We start from the raw sequence: 23,988 nt of genomic DNA on the forward strand, positions 1-23,988 counted from the left end.
GGTTCCGCTGGTGGGCCGAAGCCCACCCCGCCGTTTCCGGTGCCCGTGCTTGGCCTGCCGGACCGGGGGCCGGATAATCGCCTGCTCGCCCATCCCAAAGGAACTGCCGTGTACGTGGACAACGCCAGCGTGCCCGCTCGCAAGCCGGTGACCGTGCCGGGCCTGCGCGCGATGAAGGCGCAGGGACGCAGGATCGTGATGCTGACCGCCTACGATGCCAGTTTAGCCTGGCAGATCGAAGCTGCAGGCGTGGATATCGCGCTGGTCGGCGATTCGCTGGGCATGGTGGTGCAGGGTCACCGCAGCACGCTGCCGGTGACGCTCGATGACATCGCCTATCACACCCGCTCGGTGGCGCGCGGCCTGCAGTCCACGTTGTTGATTGCCGACCTGCCATTCATGGCCGACCGCGACGTGGCGCATGCGCTGGAAGCGGCCGCACGGCTGGTTGGCGAGGCGGGCGCGGCGGCGGTGAAGATCGAAGGCGCGGCACCGCATGTCCTCGATGCCATCGCCACCCTGGGTGCGCGCGCCGTTCCGGTGTGCGCGCACCTGGGCCTGACGCCGCAGTCGGTGCACAAATTCGGCGGCTTCCGCATCCAGGGTCGCGAGCAGGAGGCCGCCGATCGCGTGCTTGCCGAGGCGCTCGCCGTGCAATCGGCCGGTGCCGACCTGCTGGTGCTCGAGGGCGTGCCCAGCGCGTTGGGTGAACGGGTCACCCGTGCCGTGGACATTCCCGTCATTGGTATCGGCGCCGGTCCGCACTGCGACGGCCAGGTGCTGGTGATCTACGACATGCTCGGCATCACGCCAGGCAAACGACCCAAGTTCAGCAAGGATTTTCTCGCCGGCCGCAATTCTGTGGCCGACGCCATCACGGCCTTCGCGGCGGATGTGCGCAGCGGTGCCTTCCCGGCGCCGGAACACTGCTTCGATTGATCCTTTCGGGAGCGCACGCCATGCAGACAGTGCAAGACGCCGCCGGTTTGCGCGCGACCATCCGCGGCTGGCGAGGCCAGGGCCAGACCGTAGGCTTCGTGCCCACCATGGGCAACCTGCACGAAGGGCACCATTCGCTGATCAAGCTGGCGCGGGCTCGCGCCGATCGCGTGGTGGCGAGCGTGTTCGTCAACCCGACCCAGTTCGGACCCGGCGAGGATTTCGAGCGCTACCCGCGCACCCTGGCGCAGGACCAGGCCGGCCTGGCCGAGATGGAATGCGACCTGCTGTTTGCGCCGGATGTCACCACCCTCTACCCGTTCGGTGCGGAGCAAAGCGTGCGCGTGCACGTGCCCGGTGTCACCGACACCCTGGAAGGGGCGCACCGGCCCGGCCATTTCGACGGCGTGGCCACCGTGGTATGCAAGCTGTTCAACCTGGTGCAGCCGGACGTGGCCGTGTTCGGCCAGAAGGATTTCCAGCAGCTGAAGGTGATCGAGCGGATGGTGCGGGACCTGGCGTTGCCGCTGAAGGTGGTGGGCGCGCCCACGCTTCGTGCGGACGACGGCCTGGCGCTCAGCTCGCGCAACCAGTACCTGTCCGTGGGCGAGCGCGCGCTGGCACCGCAGATCCACCAGACGCTGCTGAAGATGCGCGAGCTGCTGGAGAAGGGCCACGCGCGCAAGGTGATCGAGCAGGTCGCCACCTCCACGCTGGAGCGTGCGGGGTTCGACCCGGACTACGCGATGATCCGCCGCGCCGAGGACCTTTCCGAACCGGGCGACGACGAGCGGCAGGGCCTGGTGGCGCTGATCGCAGCGCGCCTGGGCAACACGCGGCTGATCGACAACCTGCTGTTTGATTGACATGCCATGTCACGTGTAGGAGCCCGCTTGCGGGCGACGCGCTTCTCGCGGGCGTGCCAAGGGCATCGTCCGCAAGCGGGCTCCTACCGGTTGCGACCTTACTCCTGCCGCTCCCACACCTGGCTGCGGCCGAGCAGGGCGAAGCCGATGTAGCCGTGCACGTCGAGCTTCTGCCCGCCGTCGAGCATGCTCAGCTTGACCTTGTATGTCTTGCCGTTGTGCGGATCGAGGATCTTGCCGCCGTCCCACACATCGCCGTCGCGGGTGACGCCCCACATGATCACCATGCCTTCGACCGGCTTGTCCTTGCGCTCGCCGTCGCACTTGCGGCAGGTCGGGTTCGGGCCCTCGTCCGACTGGAGCACCTTGAGCACCTTGGCCTGCAGCTCACCGTTCTGCTCGGTGATTTCCACGATGGATTTGGCCTTGCCCGTTTCGTCGTCGATGGTTTTCCAGGTGCCGACCGGGGTGTCGTTGGCGGCGTAGACGGCGGCGCTGCCGAACAGCAGGCCGGCGGCCAGCGCAAGGCGGAACAGTTGCTTCATGGTTGCCCTCCCGTACGAAAGCGTACGGTGCGCAGACTGGCGAGCCGCCGCGGGGCCGTCAAGCTGCGTTGCGCAACGCCTGCCGGCTGACCTGCATCAGCCGGGGCAGGGGCCGCGGCTGGCATAATGGGCGGCCTGCGAATCCTAGAAGTTTTCCCCATGAACGAAGTGAACGAGACGCGCGTGCGCCAGTTGCTGGGCGACCTGGTCGACCCACATACCGGCGCACCCGTGGCCGATGCGGTGCGAGCGGTGGGCATCGACGGTGCACGGGTGTCGGTGGACATCCAGCTGGGCTACCCGGCCGCCTCGGTGGTCGACGAACTGGCCGCGCGCGTGCGCCAGGCGCTGGAAGCCGACCCGGCGATCGAGGCGGCCAGCGTGTCGATCGCCAGTCGCATCCACCCACACAAGGTGCAGGGCGTGCTGGCGCCGCTGGCGAACGTCAAGAACATCATCGTGGTCGCCTCCGGCAAGGGCGGCGTGGGCAAGTCGACGGTATCGGCGAATCTCGCGCTGGCGCTCAAGGCCGAGGGCGCGCGGGTCGGTGTGCTGGACGCGGACATCTACGGGCCAAGCCAGCCGCGCATGCTGGGCATCGAGGGCAAGCCGCAGTCGCCCGATGGCAAGAGCATCACGCCGATGGAAGCGCACGGCTTGCAGGCGATGTCGATCGGCTTCCTGGTCGATCCGGAGACGCCGATGATCTGGCGTGGACCGATGGTCACCCAGGCGATGATGCAACTGCTCAACGACACCCGCTGGGACATGCTCGATTACCTGGTGATCGACCTGCCGCCCGGCACCGGCGACATCCAGCTCACGCTCTCGCAGAAGGTGCCGGTGGCCGGCGCGGTGATCGTCACCACGCCGCAGGACATCGCGCTGCTCGACGCGATCAAGGCGCTGAAGATGTTCGAGAAGGTCGAAGTGCCGGTTCTGGGCCTGGTCGAGAACATGTCCACCCACGTGTGCTCGCACTGCGGCCACGAGGAGCACGTGTTCGGCGCAGGCGGTGGCGCGCGCATGGCCGACACCTATGCGGTGCCGTACCTCGGCTCGTTGCCGCTGGACATCCGTATCCGCGAACAGGCCGACGGCGGCACGCCGACCGTGGCGGCCATGCCCGACTCGGACCTGGCCGCGCGCTACCGCGAGATCGCGCGCAACGCCGCCGGCCGGCTTTCGCGCCAGCCGCGCAACAAGTCGCTGGGGCTGGGCAAGATTGTGGTGCAGAACGCGCCGTCGGCATGAACACACCCCGCAGGCGGGTGCTGTGTTTTTCGGGAAGCCTGCGCCGGCGCTCGACCAACACCGCGGCGTTGCAGGCGGCGCAGGTGCTGGCGCCGGCCGGGCTCGAGCTGGTGTTCTACGGCGGCCTGGGCGGTTTGCCACTGTTCAATCCGGATGTCGAGGCGCTTGCCCTGCCGCCCGAAGTGCTGGCGCTGCGTGAAGCGGTCGGGCAGGCCGACGCGCTGCTGATCGCCTGCCCGGAATACGCCCATGGCGTCCCCGGCGCCTTCAAGAACCTGCTCGACTGGCTGGTCGGTAGCCTGGAATTCCCCGGCAAGCCGGTGGCACTGCTCAATGCGTCCGGGCGCGGTTCGCACCATGCGCAGGATGCGCTGGAGGAAATCCTGCGCACGATGTCGGCGCGCGTGCTTGGCGGCGCGTGCGGCACGGTGGCGCTGCCGGGCGCCGGTTGCAATCGTGGCGATGTATTGGCAAGCCCGGAGCGCTGCGCCGAGTTGCGTTCGCTTCTGCTGGCACTGGAGCACGCGCTCGCCGTCGGAGCGCCCAGGTAGCGCCGGGGTTGGCGGTCGCGCACAGGTGCGCTCCTGCAAATGGCTTCCGCTGGTCGTGGGTTCCCTGTAGGACCGCAGCTGTGCGCGACCGCCATGTCCAGGCTGGCACCGGCCCTGCCAACCGCCGGGGCAGGCTGGCGCCCGCGCCGTCCAACCGTGTATTTTCCCCGCTTTGCGCCCGGCAGCCGGGCGACCGATGGAGCGCCGCGTGAGCATCAAGTCCGACAAGTGGATCCGCCGCATGGCCGAAGGGCACGGCATGATCGAGCCGTTCGAGCCAGGCCAGGTGAAGGTGCGCGAGGGCAACAAGCTGGTGTCCTACGGCACGTCCAGTTACGGCTACGACGTGCGCTGCGCGCGCGAGTTCAAGATCTTCACGAACATCAACTCGACCATCGTCGACCCGAAGGCGTTCGATCCGACCAGTTTCGTGGACATTGAGGCGGACGTGTGCATCATCCCGCCCAACTCATTCGCGCTGGCGCGCACGGTCGAATATTTCCGCATCCCGCGCAAAGTGCTCACCATCTGCCTGGGCAAAAGCACCTACGCGCGCTGCGGCATCATCGTCAACGTGACGCCGCTGGAGCCGGAATGGGAGGGCCACGTGACGCTCGAGTTCTCCAACACCACGCCGTTGCCGGCCAAGATCTACGCCAATGAAGGTGTTGCGCAGATGCTGTTCCTCGAGTCCGACGAGGAGTGCGAAACCAGCTACAAGGACCGCGGCGGCAAGTACCAGGGCCAGCAGGGCGTGACCCTGCCGCGTACCTGAGCGGCCGCCTGAATCGCGCCGGCCAGGAGCGGCCGGGGCCTCTTTGCCCGGCGCTACACTGCGCCTGTTCCCAGGTTCGACCCAGGAGATCCCCATGACCCGCTTTACCACGATGTTCCACCGCGCTGGCGCCGCGCTCCTGCTGGGCAGCCTGCTGGTGCTGGGCGGCTGCCACGGCAACAGCGTCAAGGAACAGGCCGCCATGGCCAAGGCGCAGAACGAGTTCGATACCACCCTCAAGGCTTACAAGAGCGGCCAGTTCCTGGTTGACGGCGCGGTGCTTTCCGCGCTCGATACCGGCAGCCACTTCGCCTACCTGAAGGATGTCGGCAAGCTGCCCAAAACCGTGCTGCTGCTGCCGAGCGACGATTCGAAGATCCGCAAGGCGCACCTGCAGTTCATGGCGCGCATGGTGCTCGACTACGGTTTCGCCGTTTATTACGACGACGATGGCGAGCTGAAGAAGATCAATCCGGTCGAGACCAAGGCCCGTGCGCTTGAGGACTACCACGCCCCCGTCAAGATGAACGACGAACTTCAGGGCAAGGACGCGTCCGGTCGTACCGACCAGCAGTACTGAAGCCACGTGCCGGCTTTGCCTGTAGAGGCCCGTAAGTGGGCTTCTACAGGCCTGTCGGGGTCAGCAGGACAGTGTCTCGCGCAGGCGGTCGAGCAGGGCGTCCCGCCTGTCCTCTGCATAGGGAACGGCGGGGCCGCTGCCCCACACCGGCCCTGGCCACGCGGCATCGCCTTCGCAACGCGCCACCACATGCACATGCAACTGGCGCACGATGTTGCCCAGTGCGCCCAGGTTGAGCTTGTCGCACGGAGCCACCACACGCAGGGCAGCACCCGCGCGGTCGGCTTCATGCCACAGCAGTGTCCGTTCCGATGGCGTGAGATCGGCGATTTCCACCAGCCCCGCGCGCTGCGGTACCAGTACCAGCCAGGCGAAGCGAGCGTCGTTCACCAGCCGCACCTCGCACAGGTCCAGTCGAGCCACCGGGACGGTGTCGGCCGCAAGGCGCGGGTCGAGCTCGAATCCGATGCTCATGCGCCTGCCAGTTCCTTGTCGAAGAAGGCCATCGTGCGCTGCCAGGCCAGCTTGGCGCTGGCTTCTTCGTAGTGCGGATCATGGTCACGGTTGAACGCGTGCCCTGCCGGGTAGGTAAAGACGTCCATCTGCGGCAACCGTTCGCGGTGCTTGGCCACGGCTTCGGGCGGAATGCTCCTGTCGCGCTCGCCGAAGTGGAACATCACCGGTGCTTTGGGCGTTTCGCCCAGGAAGGGCAGGTTGCGCGCGCCGTAATAGCTCACCGAGGGCAACCCCAGCCGCAGCGCCGACAGCAGCGCCACGGTGCCGCCCCAGCAGAAGCCGACGGTGCCGATACGCCCGGCCGAGGCGATCGCCTCGGCGGCGCTGGCGACATCCTCGACCGCACGCTCCAGCCCCAGTTCGGTGACCAGCGCCTTGCCGCGCTGCATGCCGCTGTCGTCGTAGGCAAGCTCCAGGCCGCTTTCCAGGTGATCGAAGAACGCCGGCGCGATCGCCGTGTAGCCGGCCGCCGCGAAGCGATCCGCCAAGTCGCGGATGTGCGCGGTGACGCCGAAGATCTCCTGGATCACCACCACGCCGCCCTTGGGCTTGCCCTCCGGCTTGGCCAGATAGCCGCCGATGCATTGCGTGCCGCTGGTAGGGATGTTGATGGACTGGCCCATGGTGGTGCTCCTGTGGGGCGGCGGCGAGTGGGTGGGGCCGAATTGTATCGGGCAGGGAACGGAGAACAGGGAACATGTAGATTGCCGCGGGGCTGGTCGTCGTCGTGTTGAAGGGGCATGGCGGCTGTTTCGATCCTTCCCCGTCCACGGGGGAAGGATCGAGTGCGTGATGCCACCCGACGAGTCGGGCCTTTCCTCGGCGTCTGCGGTGCATCGTGATCCCTCCCCCGTTGACGGGGGAAGGTGCCCGCAGGGCGGATGGGGAGGTCTTGCGAAAGGCTCATCCTGTGCATCGCGCCCAAAAGCGCCCCCATCCGCCTGTCGGCACCTTCCCCCGCGTTCGCGGGGGAAGGCTCGGGTGTGCGATGCACGCGACGTGTCGGGCATTTCATCTGCGTCTGCGAGCGCCGTGATCCTTCCCCCGTTGACGGGGGAAGGTGCCCGAAGGGCGGATGGGGGAAGCCTTGCGGGAAATCACCCGGATATCACGCCCAAAAGCGCCCCCATCCGCCTGTCGGAACCTTCCCCCGCATTCGCGGGGGAAGGTTCGGGGACGTGGCATCCCGCCGTTCCCGTTCCCCTATAATTGCCTGTTTACCCAGCACTCTCCCGGTAGCACTCCATGTCGCAGGCTTCTCCCAAGATCGGTTTCGTCAGCCTCGGCTGCCCCAAGGCGCTGGTCGATTCCGAGCGCATCCTCACCCAGCTGAAGGTCGAGGGCTACGAGATCGTGCCCAGCTACCAGGCGGCCGACGCAGTGGTGGTCAACACCTGCGGCTTCATCGACGCGGCGGTGCAGGAGTCGCTGGATGCCATCGGCGAGGCGCTGCACGAGAACGGCAAGGTGATCGTCACCGGTTGCCTGGGCAAGCGCTCGGAGCTGATCCGCGAGGCCTATCCGGAAGTGCTCTCGATCAGCGGCCCGCAGGACTACGCCAGCGTGATGAGCGCAGTGCACACGGCGCTGCCGCCGCAGCGCAATCCGTTGCTGGACATCATTCCGGACACCGGCATCAAACTGACGCCCAAGCACTACGCGTATCTGAAGATTTCCGAAGGCTGCAATCACCGCTGCAGCTTCTGCATCATCCCCTCGATGCGCGGCGATCTCGTCTCGCGCCCGGTCGACCAGGTATTGCTCGAAGCAGAGAAACTCGTCAAGGGCGGCGTGAAGGAACTGCTGGTCATCTCGCAGGACACCAGCGCCTACGGCGTGGACCTCAAGTACGCCGAACGCGAGTGGCGCGGCAAGGCCTACCGTACCCGGATGACCGAGCTGTGCCAGGGATTGTCCGAGCTCGGCGTGTGGACGCGCCTGCACTATGTCTACCCGTACCCGCACGTGGACGAGGTGATGCCGCTGATGGCCGAGGGAATGATCCTTCCCTACCTGGACATCCCGTTCCAGCACGCCAGCCCGCGCATCCTCAAGCTGATGAAGCGGCCCGGCAACATCGACAAGACGCTCGAGCGCATCCGCAACTGGCGCGCGGCGGTGCCGGACATCACCCTGCGCAGCACCTTCATCGTCGGCTTCCCCGGCGAGACCGACGCCGAGTTCGAGGAACTGCTCGACTTCCTGCGCGAGGCCGAGCTCGATCGCGTGGGCGCGTTCGCCTACTCGCCGGTCGAGGGCGCCCGGGCAAACGAATTGCCCGACCCGGTGTCCGAGGAACTCAAGGAAGACCGCCTCGAGCGCTTCATGGCCGTCCAGGCGGAGATCTCCGCGGCCAAGCTGCAACGCAAGCTCGGCCGCACGCTGACCGTGCTGGTCGACGAGGCCGGCGCCGAGGGCGCGGTGGCGCGCTCGGCGGCCGATGCGCCGGAAATCGACGGCGTGGTGCACATCGCCGACGGCCAGGCGCTCAAGCCGGGCCAGTTCGTGCAGGTGGTGGTCGAGGGGGCGGACGAGCACGACCTGCACGCGCGCCTGGCGCAGCCACTGCTGAAGGTCGTGTAGCCGTCCATGCGCTACGTTGCGCCGGCGCGCGAGGCGGTCGACCCGGCCGTGTTCGGGCGGCCGCCGTTGACCGGATGGGCCGAGTTCGCAGAGCTGCTCCATGGAACAGACTGGCCCACGCTCGACGCCTTGAATGCGCGCTGGCCCGCCAGCTCGCGCGAGCGCTTCGTGGCGCAGACACACGAGTTGCTGGCCGATGGCCGTCACTACGAGCAGCGCATTGCCGAAACCGGCGTCATCGCCACCCGCGAGCGCAACTGGCACGACCTGTTCAATGCACTGGCGTGGCTTCACCACGCCCCGCTCAAGCGGGCGCTCAACGCGCAGCAGGTGATCGAGATCGCGCGGGTCGGCCCAAAGAGCCGCACCCGTCCGCAGTGCGCGCTGACGCATTTCGATGAGGCGGGCGTGATCCTTGCGCTGCGCGATCCCACGCTGTTGGCCTTGTGGGATGCGCACGACTGGCACGGCCTGTTCTGGCGCCGTCGCGACGCGTGGCTGGACGGTTCGCTGGAGCTTGTGGTGTTCGGGCATGCGTTGCTCGAACACGCGCTGACGCCGGACCGCCTGCTGGTCGGCAAGGCGATCGCGGTGATCGGGCAAGGGCCGTCCTGCGAGCGGGTGGCGCAAGCGATCGCGCAGGGGCGCCTGTTGCGCGATCCGCAGGAGCTGCGGCCGTTGCCGTTGTCGGGGATTCCGGGCTGGCACGAGGGGAACGCGAGCGAGGCGTTTCATCGGGAAGCAGCCTGTTACCGGCCCTTGCGCGTGGGACGGGTGTATCCAGAGCCGCTGAGGGAATAGGAGCATGGACTACCATCGCGCGGCCCACTCCCACGCGACTCGTGCCCCACGGCCCCTTGACGCCCCTGCCGGCACAGTGGCGCTCCCGCACGGTGGAGCGCCCGCGTGATCCCACGCTTCAACGACCACGCCGCCAACGAACGCACCTACCTGGCATGGGTACGCACGGCGATCGCGGTGATGGCGTTCGGCTTCCTGGTCGAACGCTTCGATCTGTTCATCACCTACGCCTCGCAGAACGCCTCGCGTGCGGCGCACAAGCTGCATCTGCACCTGCGCCTGACCGAGTGGGTCGGCCTGCTGCTGATCGTGTTCGGCGCGCTGATCATCCTGCTCGCCTCGGCGCGCTTCCTGCGGAACCGCCGCGACATCGCGCACGAGCGCATGGAGGATTACGCCGGCCCGGTGGGCGAGAAGCTGCTGGCGGCGATCCTGGTGCTGCTCGGCCTGTTCCTGGTGGTCTACGTGGGGCAGGAACTGGCGGCGCTCAGCTCTCAGCCGGACGTGTAATCCACCGCGACGACGGCGAAGCGCGTGGGGCCTGCAGGCAACTCGGCCTCGAACTCGTCGTCGAGCTTTTTCTTGATCAGCGCGCGGGCCAGCGGTGAATCGATACTGATCCATCCGCGCTTGGCGTCCGTCTCGTCCGGCCCGACGATGCGGTAACGGACGGTATCGCCGCTGTCGATATTTTCAAGCTCGACGCACGCGCCGAAGAACACGGTTTGCCGATCGGCCGGCGCGCCCTCGGCGACCTTGAGTTGCGGGATGCGCTTGCTGAGGTAGCGCACGCGCCGGTCGATCTCGCCCAGTTGCTTCTTGCGATAGGTGTACTCGGCGTTTTCCGAGCGGTCGCCCTCGGCCGCGGCGGCCGCCAGCGCCTTGACCACTTCAGGCCGCAGCGTGTGCCACAGGTGATCGAGTTCGGCCTTGAGCCGCTCGAAGCCTTCGCGGGTCACGATCGCCGTGGAAGACGGCGCGGGTGGACGCCAGCGGCTCATGCCGCGCCCGCCGTCTGGCGCAGTTGTGCGGTGAGCGTTTCCACGTCCGGTCGGAGCGGATGGTTGTCCGGAAGTTCGCCCAGGCGACCAAGCAGAACCAGCGCTTCCACCGGTTGGCCGAGCGGGCCGGCGAGCAGTCGGGCACCCAGCAGGGCGCAGGCCGCCCCGCGGACGTCGCGCGGCCAGGCCTTGAGGAAGCCGCGGCACAGTTGCACGGCCATCCGGTTCAGTCCGTGCCGGGCGGCCGCTTCGGCGAGCGCGCCGGCATTGGCCGGGTCATCGGGCAGGAACGCCGGATCGAGCTCGCTGCATTCCTGCACCAGACGCAGCGCCTTGCGCGCGTCGCCGCCGGCCACCAGCGCGGCGATCCAGACCTGTCCATGCACCAGCAGACCCTCGCGCATGCCCTGCTGCCGCATCAGGTCCCGATAGGTTTCGTGCAGCACCGGCGGCGCGACGCGGTCCTGCAGCCGGCCGGCGAGCAGCCGCAAGGCAGCTTGCGGGTCGGTGGCGGCCAGCTCGCGGGCGTGCACGGCGAGCCGGCTGTCGTCGTCCTGTCCGGCCTCGTTGGCCAGCGCCTCGGCATGCGCCTCGATGCCGAAGTGCTCGCTGCGCTGGTGCAACATGCCCCCCATCAGATGGAACGCCAGCACGACCAGATAGGTGCAGGCGAAGGCGAACAGCGGCACCGCCAATACCCGCGGCAGCATCGCCGTGGTCACCGATGCCACCACCACCAGCACGCCCAGCAACAGGTTGATCGCCACCGGCACCAGGTAGGCACTGCCAAAGCCAGCCACGACGCGAGCCAGATGCAGCGGGTTGAGCGCCAGCGCGAGGTTGGCGTCGAAGGCGAGGGTCATGTCCACCGCGGGCAGGATCAGCGCAAACACCACCACCACCGGCCACAACATCGACGGGAAGAACACGCCCGCCACCACGCCGCAGGCGACGGCGAACAGGTGGATCGCCGTCAGCGCCCAGCCGGCGGTGTCGCTGCCGTCGATGCCGACGTCCGGCGGATCGGCGTAGCCGTGTGCCGTGTGCTGCATGCAGTCGGCCGCGTAGCGCCAGGTGGCCGTCCATACCAATGCGCCACCCAGCAGGCCGACGAAGGCGGGCAGCAACGCCACGTAGTGGGCCAGCGCCAGTGCCACGCAGGTGGCGAGCGCGGCGCCGCGCAGCGGGTAGCCGAAGCCCTGGCGCAGCCGCTCGCCGAACGGAGTGTCGACTGCGACGGTGGCGACGCGTGGCATCAGCGCTTGCCGCCGAAGATGCCGCCCAGCACACCGCGCAGGATCTGCCGGCCGATCTGGCTGCCCATCGTGCGCACGACCTGCTTGCCCATCGTCTCGATCATGCCCTGGCGGCGCCTGGTGCCGAACAGCGCGTCGTGCACGGCACCACCCCAGGCGCCATCCTTCTGCTCCGGCGACGGTGCGTTGGCGACCGTGTCGGCGTCCACCGCCTTTTTGTCGGCACGACGCGCGAGCATTTCTGCGGCCGAGTCGCGGTTGACCGCCGTGTCGTACTTGCCGCCCACCGGCGAGCGCTGGCGTACCGCCGCGCGCTCGGCGTCGGTGATGGCGCCGATGCGGCAGCGTGGCGTGGTGACCAGCACCCGCTCGACCGGGCTGGGCACGCCGCCCTCGCGCAAGGTCGAGGCCAGCGCTTCGCCCACGCCGAGCTGGCCGATCGCGTCGGCCACGTCGAGTTTCGGGTTGGGCGCGAAGGTCTCGGCGGCCGCGCGCACGGCCTTCTGGTCGCGCGGGGTAAAGGCGCGCAGTGCGTGCTGGATGCGGTTGCCGAGCTGGCCGAGGATGTCTTCCGGGACGTCGTCCGGGTTCTGCGAACAGAAGTACACGCCCACGCCCTTGGAGCGGATCAGGCGCACCACCTGTTCCACGCGCTGGCGCAGCGCGGGTGGGCAGTCGTCGAACAGCAGGTGGGCCTCGTCGAAGAAGAACACCAGCTTGGGCAGGTCCTGGTCGCCCACTTCCGGCAACTGCTCGAACAACTCGGATAGCAGCCACAGCAGGAAGGTGGTGTAGAGGCGCGGCTTGAGGATCAGCTGGTCTGCGGCAAGCACGTTGATTACGCCGCGGCCGCTCATGTCCTGGCGCATCAGGTCGGCCAGTTCCAGCGCCGGTTCACCGAAGAAGTTCTCTCCGCCGGCCTGCTCCAGCGCCAGCAGTGCGCGCTGGATGGCGCCGATGCTGGTCTTGGCGACCAGGCCGTACTGGGTGGCGATGTCCTTGGTGTTGTCCGCGGCGAAGGCGAGCAGCGCACGCAGGTCGGCCAGGTCAAGCAGCAGCCAGCCCTGGTCGTCGGCCAGCTTGAATACGATTTCCAGCACGCCCTGCTGGGTGTCGTTGAGCTCCAGCACGCGGCCGAGCAGGGTGGGTCCCATTTCGCTGACGGTCGTGCGCAGCGGGTGGCCCTGCTTGCCGTAGAGGTCCCAGAAAATCACCGGGTCGGCCTGCGGTTGCCAGTCGGTGAGCCGGAGTTTCGACAGGCGCGCCTTGATCTTGTCGCCGGGCTCGCTTGCGGCCATGGCCAAGCCGGCCAGATCGCCCTTCACGTCGGCCAGCACGCACGGCACGCCCAGCCGCGAGAAACCCTCGGCCAGCACCATCAGCGAGACCGACTTGCCGGTGCCGGTGGCGCCGGCAACCATGCCGTGGCGGTTGCCGTAGCGCGATTCGAGGGCGACCTCGGAGGTGTCGTTGCGGCCAATCAGGATGTCGGTCATGCAGGCACTCCGCAGGTCGGATGCGCGATTGTAGCCAAGCGGATGCAGGTCGCAGTTCGGGGATTCTGGCGGGCGCCGCGGTTTTGGCATCAGGGCTGCATGCGCTAAGGTGAATGTGTCCACTTCGTCAAGCTTTCGTCATGCCGCTGTCTACTCTTGCTCATCGTTTCCGCCTGGCGCCACTGGCTGCCGGGCTTGTCCTGCTCGCTGCCTGCGCCAGCGGAGGCGGCAGTCGCGCCTCCGGCGACGTCAACGCGCTGTATACACAGCTCGACCAGGCCAGCAAGGGTTACGAGACCGCGCTGCAACAGGCGCGCGAGGGCGACGACCAGGCGTCGGAGCAGAGCCTGAAGGATGCGTTGGACAGCCTGAAGCAGGCGGCGGCGCGCTGCGGCGTCACGCCCGGCTGCGACTCGCAGCGCTTCTACTCGGTGTTCGATCGCCTGCTGCGTCTGAAGGACGGCAGCTTCTTCGCCGGTGATGACCTGGAAACGGTCGGCGAGGAAGCCCCCGAAGAAGCCGTGGCCGGGCGACCCGGTGGCGCCTCCGCGTTGCCGCAGGCGCAGCGCGCGGTGACACTGCTGCGCGGGCACAAGCTCTCCGAGCTGATCGCCATGAATGGCCCGGTCAAGGCCGCGCTGGAAATGTGGCTGACGCAGTGGCGCTCGAACCTGGTCGATACGTGGATCAACTACCAGTACATGCGCTACGAGATGTGGCCGCAGTACGACAAGGCCGACCTGCCCGAGGCGCTGCTGTTCGGCATCATGGCCAAGGAGTCCCACGGCAAGGTGCACGCGGTGTCCCGCTCGGGCGCTGCCGGCCCGCTGCAGTTCATGTACGCGACCGGCCTGCGCTTCGGCCTGAACAGCCAGAGCGGGTTCGACACGCGATTCGATCCGTCCGAGGCGGCGCGCGCCAATGCGGCCTACATGGACGAGCAGCTGAAGGCGTTCAACGACAACCTCGAACTTTCGCTGGCCGCCTATAACGGCGGCGAGGGGCGCATGCGCCGGCTGGTGAACGGCAACACCGGCGTGAGCTTCTACGACCCGGCGATCTACAACCAGCTGTCGGCGGAAACCCGCGAATACGTGCCGGCGGTGTTGGCCGCGGCGTGGCTGTTCCTGCATCCGGACAGCTACAACCTGAACTTCCCGAAGATCGATGGTGCGCCGGGGCGCATCACGCTCAAGCGTCCGGCCTCGCTGTCCGAGCTGACCATCTGCATGGGCTCGGCGCAGGGCATGAACGATGGCTGGTTTCGCACGCTGCGCAATCTCAACCCGCGCCTCAACCCGCAGGACGAACAGCCGGTCGGCAGCCAACTGCAGGTTCCGAAGGAACTGGAGTCCGTTTACGCCTCGCGCTGCGTCGATGGCCCATGGCCGATCCTGGCGAACGACCTGCATTCGGCCGTGGTCCCGGAAGTGGTCAAGCCCGAGCCGAAGCGGACGGTGCATCCGCACTCGCGCTACATCGTGCGCCGCGGCGACACACTGCTCGGCATCGTGCACAAGCTGGGCTGTTCGGACGTGCGCGAGGTGTCGGACCTCAACGACCTCAAGCACCACCGCATCCGCGCAGGGCAGGTGTTGCGGCTGCCCGCCTGTCGGCGCTGAAGAGTAGGCTCCATCCAATGTAGGAGCCCGCTTGCGGGCGATGTTCCTTGCGACCTGCGCACAGGAACATCACCCGCAAGCGGGCTCCCGCTCAGGCCTCGGCTCAGGCCGCAGCGCCGGACTGCATCCAGCTCTCGACCACGCCTTCGCGCTCATGGGCGCCGCGCCGTGCAACTCCTTCAACTCGCGGACCACGCGCAACAGTTGCCGATGGCGCGAGCGAAGGAATGCGTAGGGCGAATCCTTGGTCTCGTGGTAGGCCACCGCCAGCCATAACGCCATGCCGCGCAGCGCGACTTCGGGATTGTCCGAACAGGCACGGGCAAAGCCGGTAGCGGTACCGCGGCCCCAGGGCAGGTAGCGGTCCTGCGGCGGGGTGCCGTACAAATGCGGGAACTCGCTGCGTGCGGCCTGGCCGATCTCGCGCAGCGTGAGCAGACTCAGCCGTGCACGAGACGCGGCGGGCAGGGAATCCATGCTCTTGCCGATGCGGCGAAATTGCCGTTCCAGTTGCTGGCCGCGCACGAAGGCAATGAGCGGAACGATCGATCGCATGGGTTCTCCCCCGAGCCGTTTGACGGCGGGAGCATAGCCAAGCGACACGGTCGAGTACGCCTAAAACGTCACAGAATGACGTTCCGCGTCAGTTGCCCGGCAGTGGCCGGCGGCCGAGGCGCTGGCCCAGCTTCACCGTCTGCTGGGGTTGCGCGTCCAGTTCGATCATCCCGGGCGGCAGCAGCAGGATCACCGTCGAGCCCATGTTGAAGCGCGCCATCTCGGCGAACCGGGCGAGCGTGATGCCCTGGCCGGCGAACGACTTGCGACGGATGTCCGAGGCATAGGGCGGAATCACCAGCCCATCCCACACCGTGGCTACGGACGACACCAGCACGGCGCCGACCATCACCGCCGCGAAGGGGCCGTTCGGGCTGTCGAAATGGCAGACCAGACGCTCGTTGCGCGCGAACAGGCGCGGAATCGCCTCCACCGCGAAGGGCGCCACGCTGAAGATGCGGCCGGGAATGTGCACTGTTTCCCGCAACGTCCCGCCCAGCGGCATGTGCACGCGGTGGTAGTCGCGCGGGGAGAGGTAGATCGTGACGAATTCGCCGTTGCGGTACGGCGCGGCCGCTTCCGCGTCGCCGAGCAGCTCGGCCGCAGTGTAATCCTGCCCCTTGGCCTGGAAGATGCGCCCGTCCACGATGCGCCCGGCCTGGCTGATGCGACCATCGGCGGGCGAGATCAGGGCGGTCGGGTCGCCATCCTCGTGCCGCGCATTCGGCTTCAGCTTGCGGGTGAAGAACGCATTGAAGTGCTGGTAGGCGAACGGATCGCTCTGTGCCGCCTCGGCCATGTCGACCTTGTAGCGCTCGACGATCTGGCCGATCAGGAAATTCTTCCACGGCCGCCAGGTCCAGCGCGTGGCCCAGTAGACCACCCGGGACAGGGCGCGGTGGGGGAGGAGGTATTGGACGAGGACGGCGAAAGTCATCCAGCCAGTATAAGCGCCAAGCCGGTCGCCCTGAGCGCGGTGGTGATGGATAATCGCCGATCCTCCACGCCGCGCCCGCCAGGAAAGGCCCCGTGACCGCCGAACTTGCCAGCATCATCGACTTCATCCGCTACGGCGCCAGCCGCTTTTCCGCTGCCGGGTTGACCTTCGGGCACAGCCACGACAACCCGATCGACGAGGCGACGCACCTGGTGCTGGCCAGCCTGCACCTGCCGCCGGATATCCCGCCGGCCTACGGCGCCGGCAAGCTCACCGCCGAGGAGCGTCAGCGCGTGCTGGAACTGATCGAGCGGCGCGTCAACGAGCGGTTGCCGGTGGCCTACCTGGTCGGCGAGACCTGGTTTGCGGGCCTCAAGTTCAAGAGCGACCGCCGCGCGCTGGTGCCGCGTTCGCCCATCGCCGAGTTGATCGAATCGGGCTTTGTGCCGTGGCTGGACGGCCGCCAGGTCGAGCGCGCGCTGGACCTGTGCACCGGTTCGGGCTGCATCGGCATCGCCATGGCCGAGTACAACCCGGACTGGCAGGTGGACATCGCCGACATCAGTGACGAGGCGCTGTCGCTGGCGCGCGAGAACATCGTGTTCCAGCACGTCGAGGGTCGCGTGGAGGCGGTGAAGTCCGATCTGTTCGCCGGCGTGAAGGGGCGACGCTACGACCTGATCGTGTCCAACCCGCCCTACGTGACCGAGAACGAATACGCCGCGCTGCCGGGCGAGTACAGCCACGAGCCGAAGCTGGGGCTGACCTCGGGCGAGGACGGCCTGGACATCTGCCTGCGCATCCTGGACGAGGCGGCCGATCACCTGAGCGACGACGGCCTGCTGATCGTCGAGGTGGGCGAGAGCGAGCACGCGCTGGCCGCGCTGCTGCCCGAAGTCCCCTTCGTGTGGATCGAGTTCAAGGTCGGGCCGATGGGCGTGTTCGCGCTCGAGCGCCGCGACCTGGTCGAGCACGCGGCAGCGATCCGCGCCGCCGCCGCCGCACGCCGCTGAGCATCATCAGGAGGCGGCCGCATGGAACTGACCACCGACCGTCTGCTGCTCGATCGCCTGCATCCGGATGACGCCCAAGCCCTGTACGCCTGCCGGGCCGATCCGGCGGTGGCACGCTTCCAGGGATGGCGTCCGGCAAGTGTCGCGGAGGCGCGCGCCTTCATCGATACGCAGGCTGAGCCGGCGGCGGGCCTCTGGTTCCAGCGCGCCATCCGCCTGCGTGACAGCCATGCGCTGATCGGCGACCTGGGCGTGTGCCTGCCGGACACGCCGGGCGACTCGGTGGAGTTCGGCATCAGCCTGGCGCCCGCGCACCAGGGCCACGGCTACGCGCGAGAGGCGCTGCATGCCGTGTTCCATCAGGGGTTCGACGTGCTGGGCTGGCGCCGCATCCACGCCTCCGTCGATCCGCGCAACACCGCCTGCATGGCCCTGTTGCAGACGCTCGGCATGCACCAGGAGGCGCATTTCCGCGAGAGCCTGTGGCTGCACGGCGAGTGGGTGGACGACGTGGTGTTCGCCATCCTTGCCCGCGAGTGGCAGGCGGCCAGGCCCTTGTAGGAGCCCACCCGTGCGCGACCGCGAGCTCCGCCCGCACCGCAAGGCTTGGCATCGCGGTCGCGCACGGGTGCGCTCCTACAGAGAGGTCTGGCGAGCGGCTATGCTTCGGCTTCCTCGTAGCGGACGCCTGGCATGTCCAGCAACTCCTTCGGCAAGCTCTTCACCGTCACCACCTTCGGCGAAAGCCACGGGCCGGCGATCGGCTGCGTCATCGACGGCTGCCCGCCGGGGCTGGCGATCGCGCCGGAGGACTTCCGCCACGACCTCGAGCGACGCGCGACCGGGCGTAGCCGGCACACCTCGCAGCGCCACGAGGCGGACGAGGTGGAGATCCTCTCGGGCGTCTACCAAGGCCGTACCACCGGTACCCCGATCGCGCTGCTGATCCGCAACACCGATCAGCGCAGCAAGGACTACGGCGACGTCGCGCAGACGTTCCGTCCGGGCCACGCCGACTACACCTACTGGCAGAAATACGGCATCCGCGACCCGCGCGGCGGCGGCCGCGCCTCGGCGCGCGAGACCACCATGCGCGTGGCCGCGGCGGTGATCGCCAGAAAGTGGCTGGCCGAGCGGCATGGCGTGCGCGTGCGTGGCCACCTGGCTCAGTTGGGCGAGGTCGTTCCGCGCGGCTTCGACTGGGAAGCGGTGGAAGCCAACCCGTTCTTCTGGCCGGACGCGGGACAGGTGGCCGAGCTGGAAAAAACCATGGACGCGCTGCGCAAGTCCGGCGATTCGGTCGGCGCGCGCGTCAACGCCGTCGCGGAGAACGTGCCGCCCGGCTGGGGCGAGCCGGTCTACGGCAAGCTCGATGGCGACCTGGCGGCGGCGATGATGTCGATCAACGCGGTCAAGGGCGTGGAGATCGGTGCCGGTTTCGCGGCCGTCGCCCAGCGTGGCACGCAGCACCGCGATGAAATGCATTTGGACGGCTTTACGTCCAACCATGCCGGTGGCATCCTTGGCGGGATCAGCACCGGCCAGCCGGTGACGGTGTCGGTGGCGTTCAAGCCCACCTCCAGCATCCTGGTGCCGGGGCAGAGCGTGAACCTGGCCGGCGAGCCGGTGCAGGTGGTCACCAAAGGTCGGCACGACCCCTGCGTGGGCATCCGCGCCACGCCCATCGTGGAGGCCATGCTGGCGCTGGTGCTGATGGACCACGCGCTGCGCCATCGCGCGCAATGTGGGGACGTGGGGCCGGTCGCCCCACGCATCGCCTGACGTTTTCGCCTATGGAATTCCCATGACCGGCAAGCCGCGGGTGTGGATCTCGCGTCCCACCTTTCCCGACATCGTCGCCCGCCTGGAACCCCACTTCGAGGTGGCGGCCGGGACGGAGGAACGCATGTTCGCGCCGGCGGACCTGGCTTCCGGCTGGCGTCACTCGACGCCGCCATCGTGGGGTTGAACCAGCGCGTCGGGGCGGCCGAAGTGGCGAGCGCGTCACGCCTGCGCATCGTCGCCAACCTCGCCGTGGGCCATGACAACCTGGACATCCCCGCGCTCACCGCCGCAGGCATCGCGGCGTCCAATACGCCGGACGTGCTCAGCGAAAGCGTCGCCGATTACACATGGGCGTTGCTGCTGGGCGCGGCACGCCACATGGGTAACGCCGAGCGCTGGTTGCGGGCAGGGCACTGGCGCGCCAACGGCTTCAAGGACTGGCTGGGGCTGGACACGCGCGGCCGCACGCTGGGCATCCTGGGCCTGGGGCGTATCGGACAGGCGATCGCGCGTCGCGCCGCGGGCTTCGGCATGCACGTCATCTATCACAATCGCTCCCGGTTGCCGGCCGCCGTCGAGGCCGGATGCGCCGCGCGTTACGCCGGCAAGCCCACACTGCTGGCTGAATCGGACTTCCTCGTGCTGGCGGTGCCGTTGACCGGTGAGAGCCGTCATGCGATCGGCGCGGCCGAGCTGGCTGCGATGAAACCCTCGGCCGTGCTGGTCAACATCGCCCGCGGCGGGATCGTCGATGACGCTGCGCTGGCCGCCGCCCTGGCGGACGGGCGCCTGGCCGCCGCCGCGCTGGACGTGTTCGAAGGGGAGCCTGCCGTCCATCCGGCGCTGCTCGCGCTCGACAACGTCATCCTGAGCCCGCACATTGCCAGCGCCACCTGGGACACTCGCCGCGCGATGACCGCGCTGGCGGTGGATAACGTGCTGGCGCTGTTCGGGCATGGCCCGCACGCCGGGCATCCGCCTTCCCTCATCAACCCGGGGGTGCTGGCCGGGCGGCCGGCATCCTGATCACCTCCCACAAGGCAGAAAGACATCCCATGAGCAAGAAGAGCAGCTACAAGGTCGCCATGGTCGGCGCCACCGGCGCGGTCGGCGAAACCCTGCTGGGCATCCTGGCCGAGCGCGATTTCCCCGTCGGCGAGCTGGTGCCGCTGGCCAGCGAGCGCTCCGCTGGCGAGAAGATTTCCTTCGGCGGCAGGCAGGTCACGGTGAAAAACCTGGCCGATTACGATTTCGACGGCGTGGACATCGCCTTCTTTTCCGCCGGCGGCTCGGTCAGCCGCGTGCATGCGCCGCGTGCGGCGGCGGCCGGCGCCGTGGTGATCGACAACACCTCGGAGTTCCGCTACCAGGACGACATCCCGCTGGTGGTCGCTGAGGTCAACCCGCACGCCATCGCCGACTACACCACGCGCGGCATCATCGCCAATCCCAACTGCTCGACCATGCAAATGCTGGTGGCGCTGGCGCCGATCCATCGGGCGGTGGGCATCGAGCGGATCAACGTGGCGACCTACCAGTCCGTTTCGGGCGCCGGGCGCAGCGGAATGGAGGAGCTCGGCCGGGAAACGGCGGCGCTTCTGAGTTTCCAGGATGTGGAACCGGGCAAGAAATTCCCGAAGCAGATCGCTTTCAATGTGATCCCGCACATCGACGAGTTCCAGCCAAACGGCTACACCAAAGAAGAAATGAAGATGGTGTGGGAGACGCGCAAGATCCTGGAGGACGACTCCATTGCGGTGAACCCCACCGCCGTGCGGGTGCCGGTGTTCTACGGCCACGCCGAGGCGGTGCACGTGGAAACCCGCGACAAGATCGACGCCGACGAGGCCCGCGCGCTGCTGGAGCAGGCCGAGGGTGTGGTGGTCATGGACGAGCGCAAGCCGGGCGGCTATCCGACCCCGGTGGGCGATGCCGCCGGCAAGGATCCGGTGTTCGTGGGCCGCATCCGCGAGGACATCTCGCACGAGCGTGGCCTGGATCTGTGGATCGTGGCCGACAACATCCGCAAGGGCGCCGCGCTCAATGCGGTACAGATCGCCGAACGGCTGATCGAGGATTATCTCTAATGCGAAAACCCTGGCTCCTGCTACCGCTGCTGACCCTCGCCGCGCTGCCGGCCCTTGCCGACGGCGGCCCGGAGCAGGCCGCGGTGGCAGGGCAGCGGGTGCCCCCCAAGGTGCAGTTGCAGCAACAGCTGCGGACACGCGGCGCGGAGCTGGCGCAATTGCAGCGCCAGCTTGACGAGCAGGAGTCGCACAGCCGCCAGGCCAACGATCGCCTGAATGAGCAGGACCGGGAAATCGCCCGGCTGCGCCGTCAGCTGCAGGCCGTGGACGACCATCGCCAGGGAGGCAACGCGGGTCGCTGACCTGTTGCCGGAACGAGAACACGCCGCAGCAATATGCGCTAAGCGGTCGCCGCAGCTATTGTTGATTGGCATTTATATAACTAAAGTGACGCGCGTTCCGGTGTCGCCGCAGCCCGCGGCGATGGCATGAAGCGTCTCGGGCGTTTGGGGGAATCGAAGCGATGAATCGTTCGTTGAAACTGTCGATGCTGCTGGCGTTGGCCTTGGGCAGCACCCAGGCCGCCGCACTCGAGCTGGGCCAGATCCAGGTCAAATCGGCCCTTGGTCAGCCGCTGCTGGCGGAAATTCCGCTGACGCCGGACAGCCCGGCCGAGCTGCGCAACCTCACCGCGCGCCTGGCTTCGCCGGAGGATTTCGCCCGCGCCGGCCTTTCCGGCAACCGGCCTGACCTGCCGCTGCAGTTCAGCATCGTGGACGTGGGCGGTCGCAAGGTGATCCGCATCACCAGCGCCGTCGCGGTCAACGATCCTTACCTCGACCTGCTGGTGGAAGTGGACAACGCATCGGGCCGCAGCCTGCGCGAATTCCCGGTCCTGCTCGACCCGCCGGGCACCGCGCCGATGACGCCCAGCGCACGCGCGCCACGTGGCACCGCACCCCGCACCGCCGCGCGTCCGGCCACGACCGGCTCGACCGCCGCCCCGCCGGCCACCGGTCGCGTGGCCGCCGGCGGGCAGCTCCAGGTCGAGCGCGGCCAGACGCTGTCGGGCATCGCCCGCCAGGTTGCGCCGGCCGGCGTGGACGCCAGCCAGATGATGCTGGCCCTCAAGCAGGCCAACCCGGACGCGTTCTACCAGGACAACATCAACGCGCTGAAGAGCGGCGCGGTGCTGCGCGTGCCGACCAGCCAGGAAGCGCAGGCCATGGACGTGGCCGCCGCCATGGCCGAAGTCCGCCGCCAGAACGGTGGCTGGCGCGCCCAGTCGACCGGTGCGACCACCACCGTGGCCGATGCCGCCACGCGTACGGAAGCCCCCAATGCGCCGGCCAATGCGTCCGCCGACCGGCTGGCGCTGGTGCCTGCGAAGGAAGGCGGCAAGGGCGCCGGCGCCCAGGGCGGCAAGGGCGATGCAGCCTTGCGCCAGGATCTGATGCGCAGCCAGGAAACCCTCACCACCCTGCAGCAGCAGAGCGCCGAACTGAAGTCGCGCCTGAAGGATCTGCAGGACATCAACGACAAGAACACCCGCCTGCTTGCGCTCAAGGACAACGAGATCGCGGAGCTGCAGCACAAGCTCGCCGAAGCCCGCAAGAAGGCCGGCTTGCCGGCCATCGCGTCGACCGCTGCTGCGCCCACCGCCGCGGCGGTCCCCGAATCCACTGCCAAGCCCGCGGCTTCCGCTTCGGTAGCGGCCACGCCGGCCAAGCCCGGCAGCGTGGGCACGGTGGCTGCAGCCGGCTCCGTCGCGTCGGCGCATAGTGCCGCGGCGCCGGTCGTCAGCAAGCCGGAAGCCAAGCCGGTCGCCAAGCCGGTGAACAAACCCAGGCCGGTGACACACAAGCCCACGGCGCCCGCCGAAGAGCCCTGGTTCATGCAGCCGTGGGCGTGGGCCGCCGCGGGTGGTGCTGTCCTGCTGCTGATCCTGCTTGCGCTGCTGGGTCGTCGCCGCAAGCCGGCCGCTTCCCGCGCCGTGTCCACGGCGCCGTCGCTGGCCGATCGTTTCGGCGCGGCGCCGGATGCGTCCGCCCCGGCGAGCGCGGATCCGGACCAGGACGAGCTGCTCGACCAGTTGGCCGAGCATCCGGACGACATCGGCCTGCACCTGGAGCTGGTGAGCCTGTACTACTCCCGCCGCGACGTGGAGCACTTCGAGGCCGCGGCCGAAGCGATGCACGCCCACATCGTCGACCCGCAGCAGGACGAGTGGCAGGACGTGCTCGCCATGGGCGAGGACCTGGTGCCCGGTCATCCGCTGTTTGCCGGCCAGGGCGCGCAGGACGCGTTCGATTCCCGCGAGGACGAGCGCCAGCACGCAGGCGAGGCGATGGAGCCGTTCGACCTCGACAGCTACGCCAGCCACGCCGAGGAAACGGCCATCGACGACGAGTCGGCCGGTGGTCAGCGCCCCAAGGTCAGCGAGTACCACTTCGATTTCGATCTCACGCCGCCACGCCCGGCCCAGGCCCCGGTCGCCGACAGCTCGATGCGCGAGGAGGATGGGGACGAGGATCGGGACGAGGACCTGACGGTGATGCGGGACGTCGAGCCCGCACCGGTGGAACACGCGACGCCCTCGACGTGGAACTTCGAAGAGCCGGTGAACGACACCACCGCCTCGGCGGCGGCGGCCGAACCGCAGGAGATGGTCCAGAACCAGTTCAGCGACGATCCGATCGACACCAAGCTCGACCTGGCCCGCGCCTACATGGACATGGGCGACGCCGATGGTGCCCGCGCCATGCTCGAGGAAGTGATGAACGAGGGCACGCAGATGCAGAAGGATGCGGCCCAGCGTCTGATCGATTCGCTGTCCTGAGGTCTCCTCCGTTGCTCGCGCGAAGGGCCGGCCATGCCGGCCCTTCG

Annotated in this window: 24 protein-coding genes and 1 pseudogene; 17 read left to right on the forward strand and 8 right to left on the reverse strand. The window is 68.2% G+C overall.

Annotated elements, in window-relative coordinates:
- Nucleotides 1–108: 108 nt before the first annotated feature.
- Both panB and panC read left to right on the forward strand, forming a co-directional pair.
- A complete protein-coding gene (panB, locus tag ACFWZ3_RS04655; RefSeq protein WP_439706619.1) occupies nucleotides 109–939 on the forward strand; it encodes a 3-methyl-2-oxobutanoate hydroxymethyltransferase in 831 nt (276 codons plus the stop codon).
- 20 nt (nucleotides 940–959) lie between these two features.
- The gene (panC, locus tag ACFWZ3_RS04660; protein WP_439706620.1) at nucleotides 960–1,805 is read left to right on the forward strand and encodes a pantoate--beta-alanine ligase; all 846 of its coding nucleotides are present in this window, start codon (nucleotides 960–962) and stop codon (nucleotides 1,803–1,805) included.
- Between the two features lie 98 nt (nucleotides 1,806–1,903).
- On the opposite strand, the gene ACFWZ3_RS04665 is transcribed toward panC, so the two are convergent.
- Nucleotides 1,904–2,350 (reverse strand): DUF2147 domain-containing protein, encoded by a 447-nt coding sequence (locus ACFWZ3_RS04665; RefSeq protein ID WP_439706621.1) that lies wholly within the window; start codon nucleotides 2,348–2,350, stop codon nucleotides 1,904–1,906.
- A gap of 159 nt (nucleotides 2,351–2,509) precedes the next feature.
- Here ACFWZ3_RS04665 and apbC point away from each other — a divergent pair, with 159 nt between their 5' ends.
- The 4 genes from apbC (at nucleotide 2,510) to ACFWZ3_RS04685 (ending at nucleotide 5,510) form a co-directional block, all read left to right on the forward strand.
- Entirely contained in the window at nucleotides 2,510–3,604 is a 1,095-nt protein-coding gene (gene apbC / locus ACFWZ3_RS04670; RefSeq protein WP_439706622.1) for an iron-sulfur cluster carrier protein ApbC, read from the forward strand.
- Complete coding sequence (locus tag ACFWZ3_RS04675; protein WP_439706623.1) at nucleotides 3,601–4,155, forward strand: NADPH-dependent FMN reductase; 555 nt, start codon at nucleotides 3,601–3,603, stop codon at nucleotides 4,153–4,155. The genes apbC and ACFWZ3_RS04675 overlap by 4 nt, the downstream gene beginning before the upstream one ends.
- Before the next feature lie 208 nt (nucleotides 4,156–4,363).
- Nucleotides 4,364–4,930: a dCTP deaminase gene (gene dcd / locus ACFWZ3_RS04680; protein WP_439706624.1), complete on the forward strand. Its 567-nt coding sequence runs from the start codon at nucleotides 4,364–4,366 to the stop codon at nucleotides 4,928–4,930.
- Nucleotides 4,931–5,024: 94 nt separating this feature from the next.
- Nucleotides 5,025–5,510: a hypothetical protein gene (locus tag ACFWZ3_RS04685; protein WP_439706625.1), complete on the forward strand. Its 486-nt coding sequence runs from the start codon at nucleotides 5,025–5,027 to the stop codon at nucleotides 5,508–5,510.
- A 60-nt stretch (nucleotides 5,511–5,570) separates the two neighbouring features.
- On the opposite strand, the gene ACFWZ3_RS04690 is transcribed toward ACFWZ3_RS04685, so the two are convergent.
- Both ACFWZ3_RS04690 and ACFWZ3_RS04695 read right to left on the reverse strand, forming a co-directional pair.
- Nucleotides 5,571–5,984: an HIT domain-containing protein gene (locus tag ACFWZ3_RS04690; RefSeq protein WP_439706626.1), complete on the reverse strand. Its 414-nt coding sequence runs from the start codon at nucleotides 5,982–5,984 to the stop codon at nucleotides 5,571–5,573.
- Entirely contained in the window at nucleotides 5,981–6,649 is a 669-nt protein-coding gene (locus ACFWZ3_RS04695; RefSeq protein ID WP_439706627.1) for a dienelactone hydrolase family protein, read from the reverse strand. The genes ACFWZ3_RS04690 and ACFWZ3_RS04695 overlap by 4 nt, the downstream gene beginning before the upstream one ends.
- Nucleotides 6,650–7,271: 622 nt before the next feature.
- Between ACFWZ3_RS04695 and rimO the strand changes: the two genes are divergently transcribed.
- From rimO to ACFWZ3_RS04710, 3 genes are all read left to right on the forward strand, one after another.
- A complete protein-coding gene (gene rimO / locus ACFWZ3_RS04700) occupies nucleotides 7,272–8,609 on the forward strand; it encodes a 30S ribosomal protein S12 methylthiotransferase RimO (protein WP_439706628.1) in 1,338 nt (445 codons plus the stop codon).
- A 6-nt stretch (nucleotides 8,610–8,615) separates the two neighbouring features.
- On the forward strand, nucleotides 8,616–9,410 hold the full coding sequence (locus ACFWZ3_RS04705; RefSeq protein WP_439706629.1) for a DUF3025 domain-containing protein: 795 nt from the start codon (nucleotides 8,616–8,618) through the stop codon (nucleotides 9,408–9,410).
- Between the two features lie 105 nt (nucleotides 9,411–9,515).
- Nucleotides 9,516–9,920 carry a YidH family protein gene (locus ACFWZ3_RS04710; RefSeq protein WP_439706630.1) on the forward strand — a complete coding sequence of 135 codons (405 nt, stop codon included), beginning with the start codon at nucleotides 9,516–9,518 and terminating at the stop codon, nucleotides 9,918–9,920.
- On the opposite strand, the gene greB is transcribed toward ACFWZ3_RS04710, so the two are convergent.
- From greB to ACFWZ3_RS04725, 3 genes are read right to left on the reverse strand one after another with little or no spacing between them, the layout of a single operon-like run.
- Complete coding sequence (greB, locus tag ACFWZ3_RS04715; protein ID WP_439706631.1) at nucleotides 9,905–10,411, reverse strand: transcription elongation factor GreB; 507 nt, start codon at nucleotides 10,409–10,411, stop codon at nucleotides 9,905–9,907. The two genes, ACFWZ3_RS04710 and greB, sit on opposite strands and share 16 nt — an antisense overlap.
- On the reverse strand, nucleotides 10,408–11,667 hold the full coding sequence (locus tag ACFWZ3_RS04720; protein ID WP_439706632.1) for a hypothetical protein: 1,260 nt from the start codon (nucleotides 11,665–11,667) through the stop codon (nucleotides 10,408–10,410). The genes greB and ACFWZ3_RS04720 overlap by 4 nt, the downstream gene beginning before the upstream one ends.
- Nucleotides 11,667–13,163, reverse strand: coding sequence for a helicase HerA-like domain-containing protein (locus ACFWZ3_RS04725; protein ID WP_439706633.1), 1,497 nt, complete (start codon nucleotides 13,161–13,163; stop codon nucleotides 11,667–11,669). The genes ACFWZ3_RS04720 and ACFWZ3_RS04725 overlap by 1 nt, the downstream gene beginning before the upstream one ends.
- A gap of 140 nt (nucleotides 13,164–13,303) precedes the next feature.
- Between ACFWZ3_RS04725 and ACFWZ3_RS04730 the strand changes: the two genes are divergently transcribed.
- Nucleotides 13,304–14,785 (forward strand): transglycosylase SLT domain-containing protein, encoded by a 1,482-nt coding sequence (locus ACFWZ3_RS04730; protein WP_439706634.1) that lies wholly within the window; start codon nucleotides 13,304–13,306, stop codon nucleotides 14,783–14,785.
- Between the two features lie 69 nt (nucleotides 14,786–14,854).
- Here ACFWZ3_RS04730 and ACFWZ3_RS04735 read toward each other — a convergent pair whose 3' ends face one another.
- Both ACFWZ3_RS04735 and asd read right to left on the reverse strand, forming a co-directional pair.
- Complete coding sequence (locus tag ACFWZ3_RS04735) at nucleotides 14,855–15,340, reverse strand: hypothetical protein (protein ID WP_439706635.1); 486 nt, start codon at nucleotides 15,338–15,340, stop codon at nucleotides 14,855–14,857.
- 88 nt (nucleotides 15,341–15,428) lie between these two features.
- Entirely contained in the window at nucleotides 15,429–16,277 is an 849-nt protein-coding gene (gene asd, locus ACFWZ3_RS04740; protein ID WP_439706636.1) for an archaetidylserine decarboxylase, read from the reverse strand.
- A 92-nt stretch (nucleotides 16,278–16,369) separates the two neighbouring features.
- Here asd and prmB point away from each other — a divergent pair, with 92 nt between their 5' ends.
- From prmB to ACFWZ3_RS04775, 7 genes and pseudogenes are all read left to right on the forward strand, one after another.
- Nucleotides 16,370–17,290, forward strand: coding sequence for a 50S ribosomal protein L3 N(5)-glutamine methyltransferase (gene prmB / locus ACFWZ3_RS04745; protein WP_439706637.1), 921 nt, complete (start codon nucleotides 16,370–16,372; stop codon nucleotides 17,288–17,290).
- Nucleotides 17,291–17,311: 21 nt separating this feature from the next.
- On the forward strand, nucleotides 17,312–17,851 hold the full coding sequence (locus ACFWZ3_RS04750; protein ID WP_439706638.1) for a GNAT family N-acetyltransferase: 540 nt from the start codon (nucleotides 17,312–17,314) through the stop codon (nucleotides 17,849–17,851).
- Between the two features lie 132 nt (nucleotides 17,852–17,983).
- Complete coding sequence (gene aroC, locus ACFWZ3_RS04755) at nucleotides 17,984–19,072, forward strand: chorismate synthase (protein ID WP_439706639.1); 1,089 nt, start codon at nucleotides 17,984–17,986, stop codon at nucleotides 19,070–19,072.
- 22 nt (nucleotides 19,073–19,094) lie between these two features.
- A pseudogene (locus ACFWZ3_RS04760) lies at nucleotides 19,095–20,101 on the forward strand (2-hydroxyacid dehydrogenase).
- Nucleotides 20,102–20,130: 29 nt separating this feature from the next.
- On the forward strand, nucleotides 20,131–21,162 hold the full coding sequence (locus ACFWZ3_RS04765) for an aspartate-semialdehyde dehydrogenase (RefSeq protein WP_439706640.1): 1,032 nt from the start codon (nucleotides 20,131–20,133) through the stop codon (nucleotides 21,160–21,162).
- On the forward strand, nucleotides 21,162–21,464 hold the full coding sequence (locus tag ACFWZ3_RS04770) for a hypothetical protein (protein ID WP_439706641.1): 303 nt from the start codon (nucleotides 21,162–21,164) through the stop codon (nucleotides 21,462–21,464). The genes ACFWZ3_RS04765 and ACFWZ3_RS04770 overlap by 1 nt, the downstream gene beginning before the upstream one ends.
- Before the next feature lie 161 nt (nucleotides 21,465–21,625).
- Nucleotides 21,626–23,941, forward strand: a complete 2,316-nt coding sequence (locus ACFWZ3_RS04775) for a FimV/HubP family polar landmark protein (protein WP_439706642.1) — start codon at nucleotides 21,626–21,628, stop codon at nucleotides 23,939–23,941.
- Nucleotides 23,942–23,988 lie beyond the last annotated feature (47 nt).

The organism is Frateuria sp. GZRR35, from assembly GCF_051900415.1.
In the GTDB taxonomy this organism is placed as follows: Bacteria; Pseudomonadota; Gammaproteobacteria; order Xanthomonadales; family Rhodanobacteraceae; genus Frateuria_A.

Coding starts and splice junctions, on each gene's coding strand:
- panC (WP_439706620.1), top strand. CDS start 960: ATGCAGACAGTGCAAGACGCCGCCGGTTTGCGCGCGACCATCCGCGGC.
- ACFWZ3_RS04665 (WP_439706621.1), bottom strand. CDS start 2,350: ATGAAGCAACTGTTCCGCCTTGCGCTGGCCGCCGGCCTGCTGTTCGGC.
- apbC (WP_439706622.1), top strand. CDS start 2,510: ATGAACGAAGTGAACGAGACGCGCGTGCGCCAGTTGCTGGGCGACCTG.
- ACFWZ3_RS04675 (WP_439706623.1), top strand. CDS start 3,601: ATGAACACACCCCGCAGGCGGGTGCTGTGTTTTTCGGGAAGCCTGCGC.
- ACFWZ3_RS04685 (WP_439706625.1), top strand. CDS start 5,025: ATGACCCGCTTTACCACGATGTTCCACCGCGCTGGCGCCGCGCTCCTG.
- ACFWZ3_RS04690 (WP_439706626.1), bottom strand. CDS start 5,984: ATGAGCATCGGATTCGAGCTCGACCCGCGCCTTGCGGCCGACACCGTC.
- ACFWZ3_RS04695 (WP_439706627.1), bottom strand. CDS start 6,649: ATGGGCCAGTCCATCAACATCCCTACCAGCGGCACGCAATGCATCGGC.
- rimO (WP_439706628.1), top strand. CDS start 7,272: ATGTCGCAGGCTTCTCCCAAGATCGGTTTCGTCAGCCTCGGCTGCCCC.
- ACFWZ3_RS04705 (WP_439706629.1), top strand. CDS start 8,616: ATGCGCTACGTTGCGCCGGCGCGCGAGGCGGTCGACCCGGCCGTGTTC.
- greB (WP_439706631.1), bottom strand. CDS start 10,411: ATGAGCCGCTGGCGTCCACCCGCGCCGTCTTCCACGGCGATCGTGACC.
- ACFWZ3_RS04720 (WP_439706632.1), bottom strand. CDS start 11,667: ATGCCACGCGTCGCCACCGTCGCAGTCGACACTCCGTTCGGCGAGCGG.
- ACFWZ3_RS04725 (WP_439706633.1), bottom strand. CDS start 13,163: ATGACCGACATCCTGATTGGCCGCAACGACACCTCCGAGGTCGCCCTC.
- ACFWZ3_RS04730 (WP_439706634.1), top strand. CDS start 13,304: ATGCCGCTGTCTACTCTTGCTCATCGTTTCCGCCTGGCGCCACTGGCT.
- ACFWZ3_RS04735 (WP_439706635.1), bottom strand. CDS start 15,340: ATGCGATCGATCGTTCCGCTCATTGCCTTCGTGCGCGGCCAGCAACTG.
- asd (WP_439706636.1), bottom strand. CDS start 16,277: ATGACTTTCGCCGTCCTCGTCCAATACCTCCTCCCCCACCGCGCCCTG.
- ACFWZ3_RS04750 (WP_439706638.1), top strand. CDS start 17,312: ATGGAACTGACCACCGACCGTCTGCTGCTCGATCGCCTGCATCCGGAT.
- aroC (WP_439706639.1), top strand. CDS start 17,984: ATGTCCAGCAACTCCTTCGGCAAGCTCTTCACCGTCACCACCTTCGGC.
- ACFWZ3_RS04765 (WP_439706640.1), top strand. CDS start 20,131: ATGAGCAAGAAGAGCAGCTACAAGGTCGCCATGGTCGGCGCCACCGGC.
- ACFWZ3_RS04770 (WP_439706641.1), top strand. CDS start 21,162: ATGCGAAAACCCTGGCTCCTGCTACCGCTGCTGACCCTCGCCGCGCTG.
- ACFWZ3_RS04775 (WP_439706642.1), top strand. CDS start 21,626: ATGAATCGTTCGTTGAAACTGTCGATGCTGCTGGCGTTGGCCTTGGGC.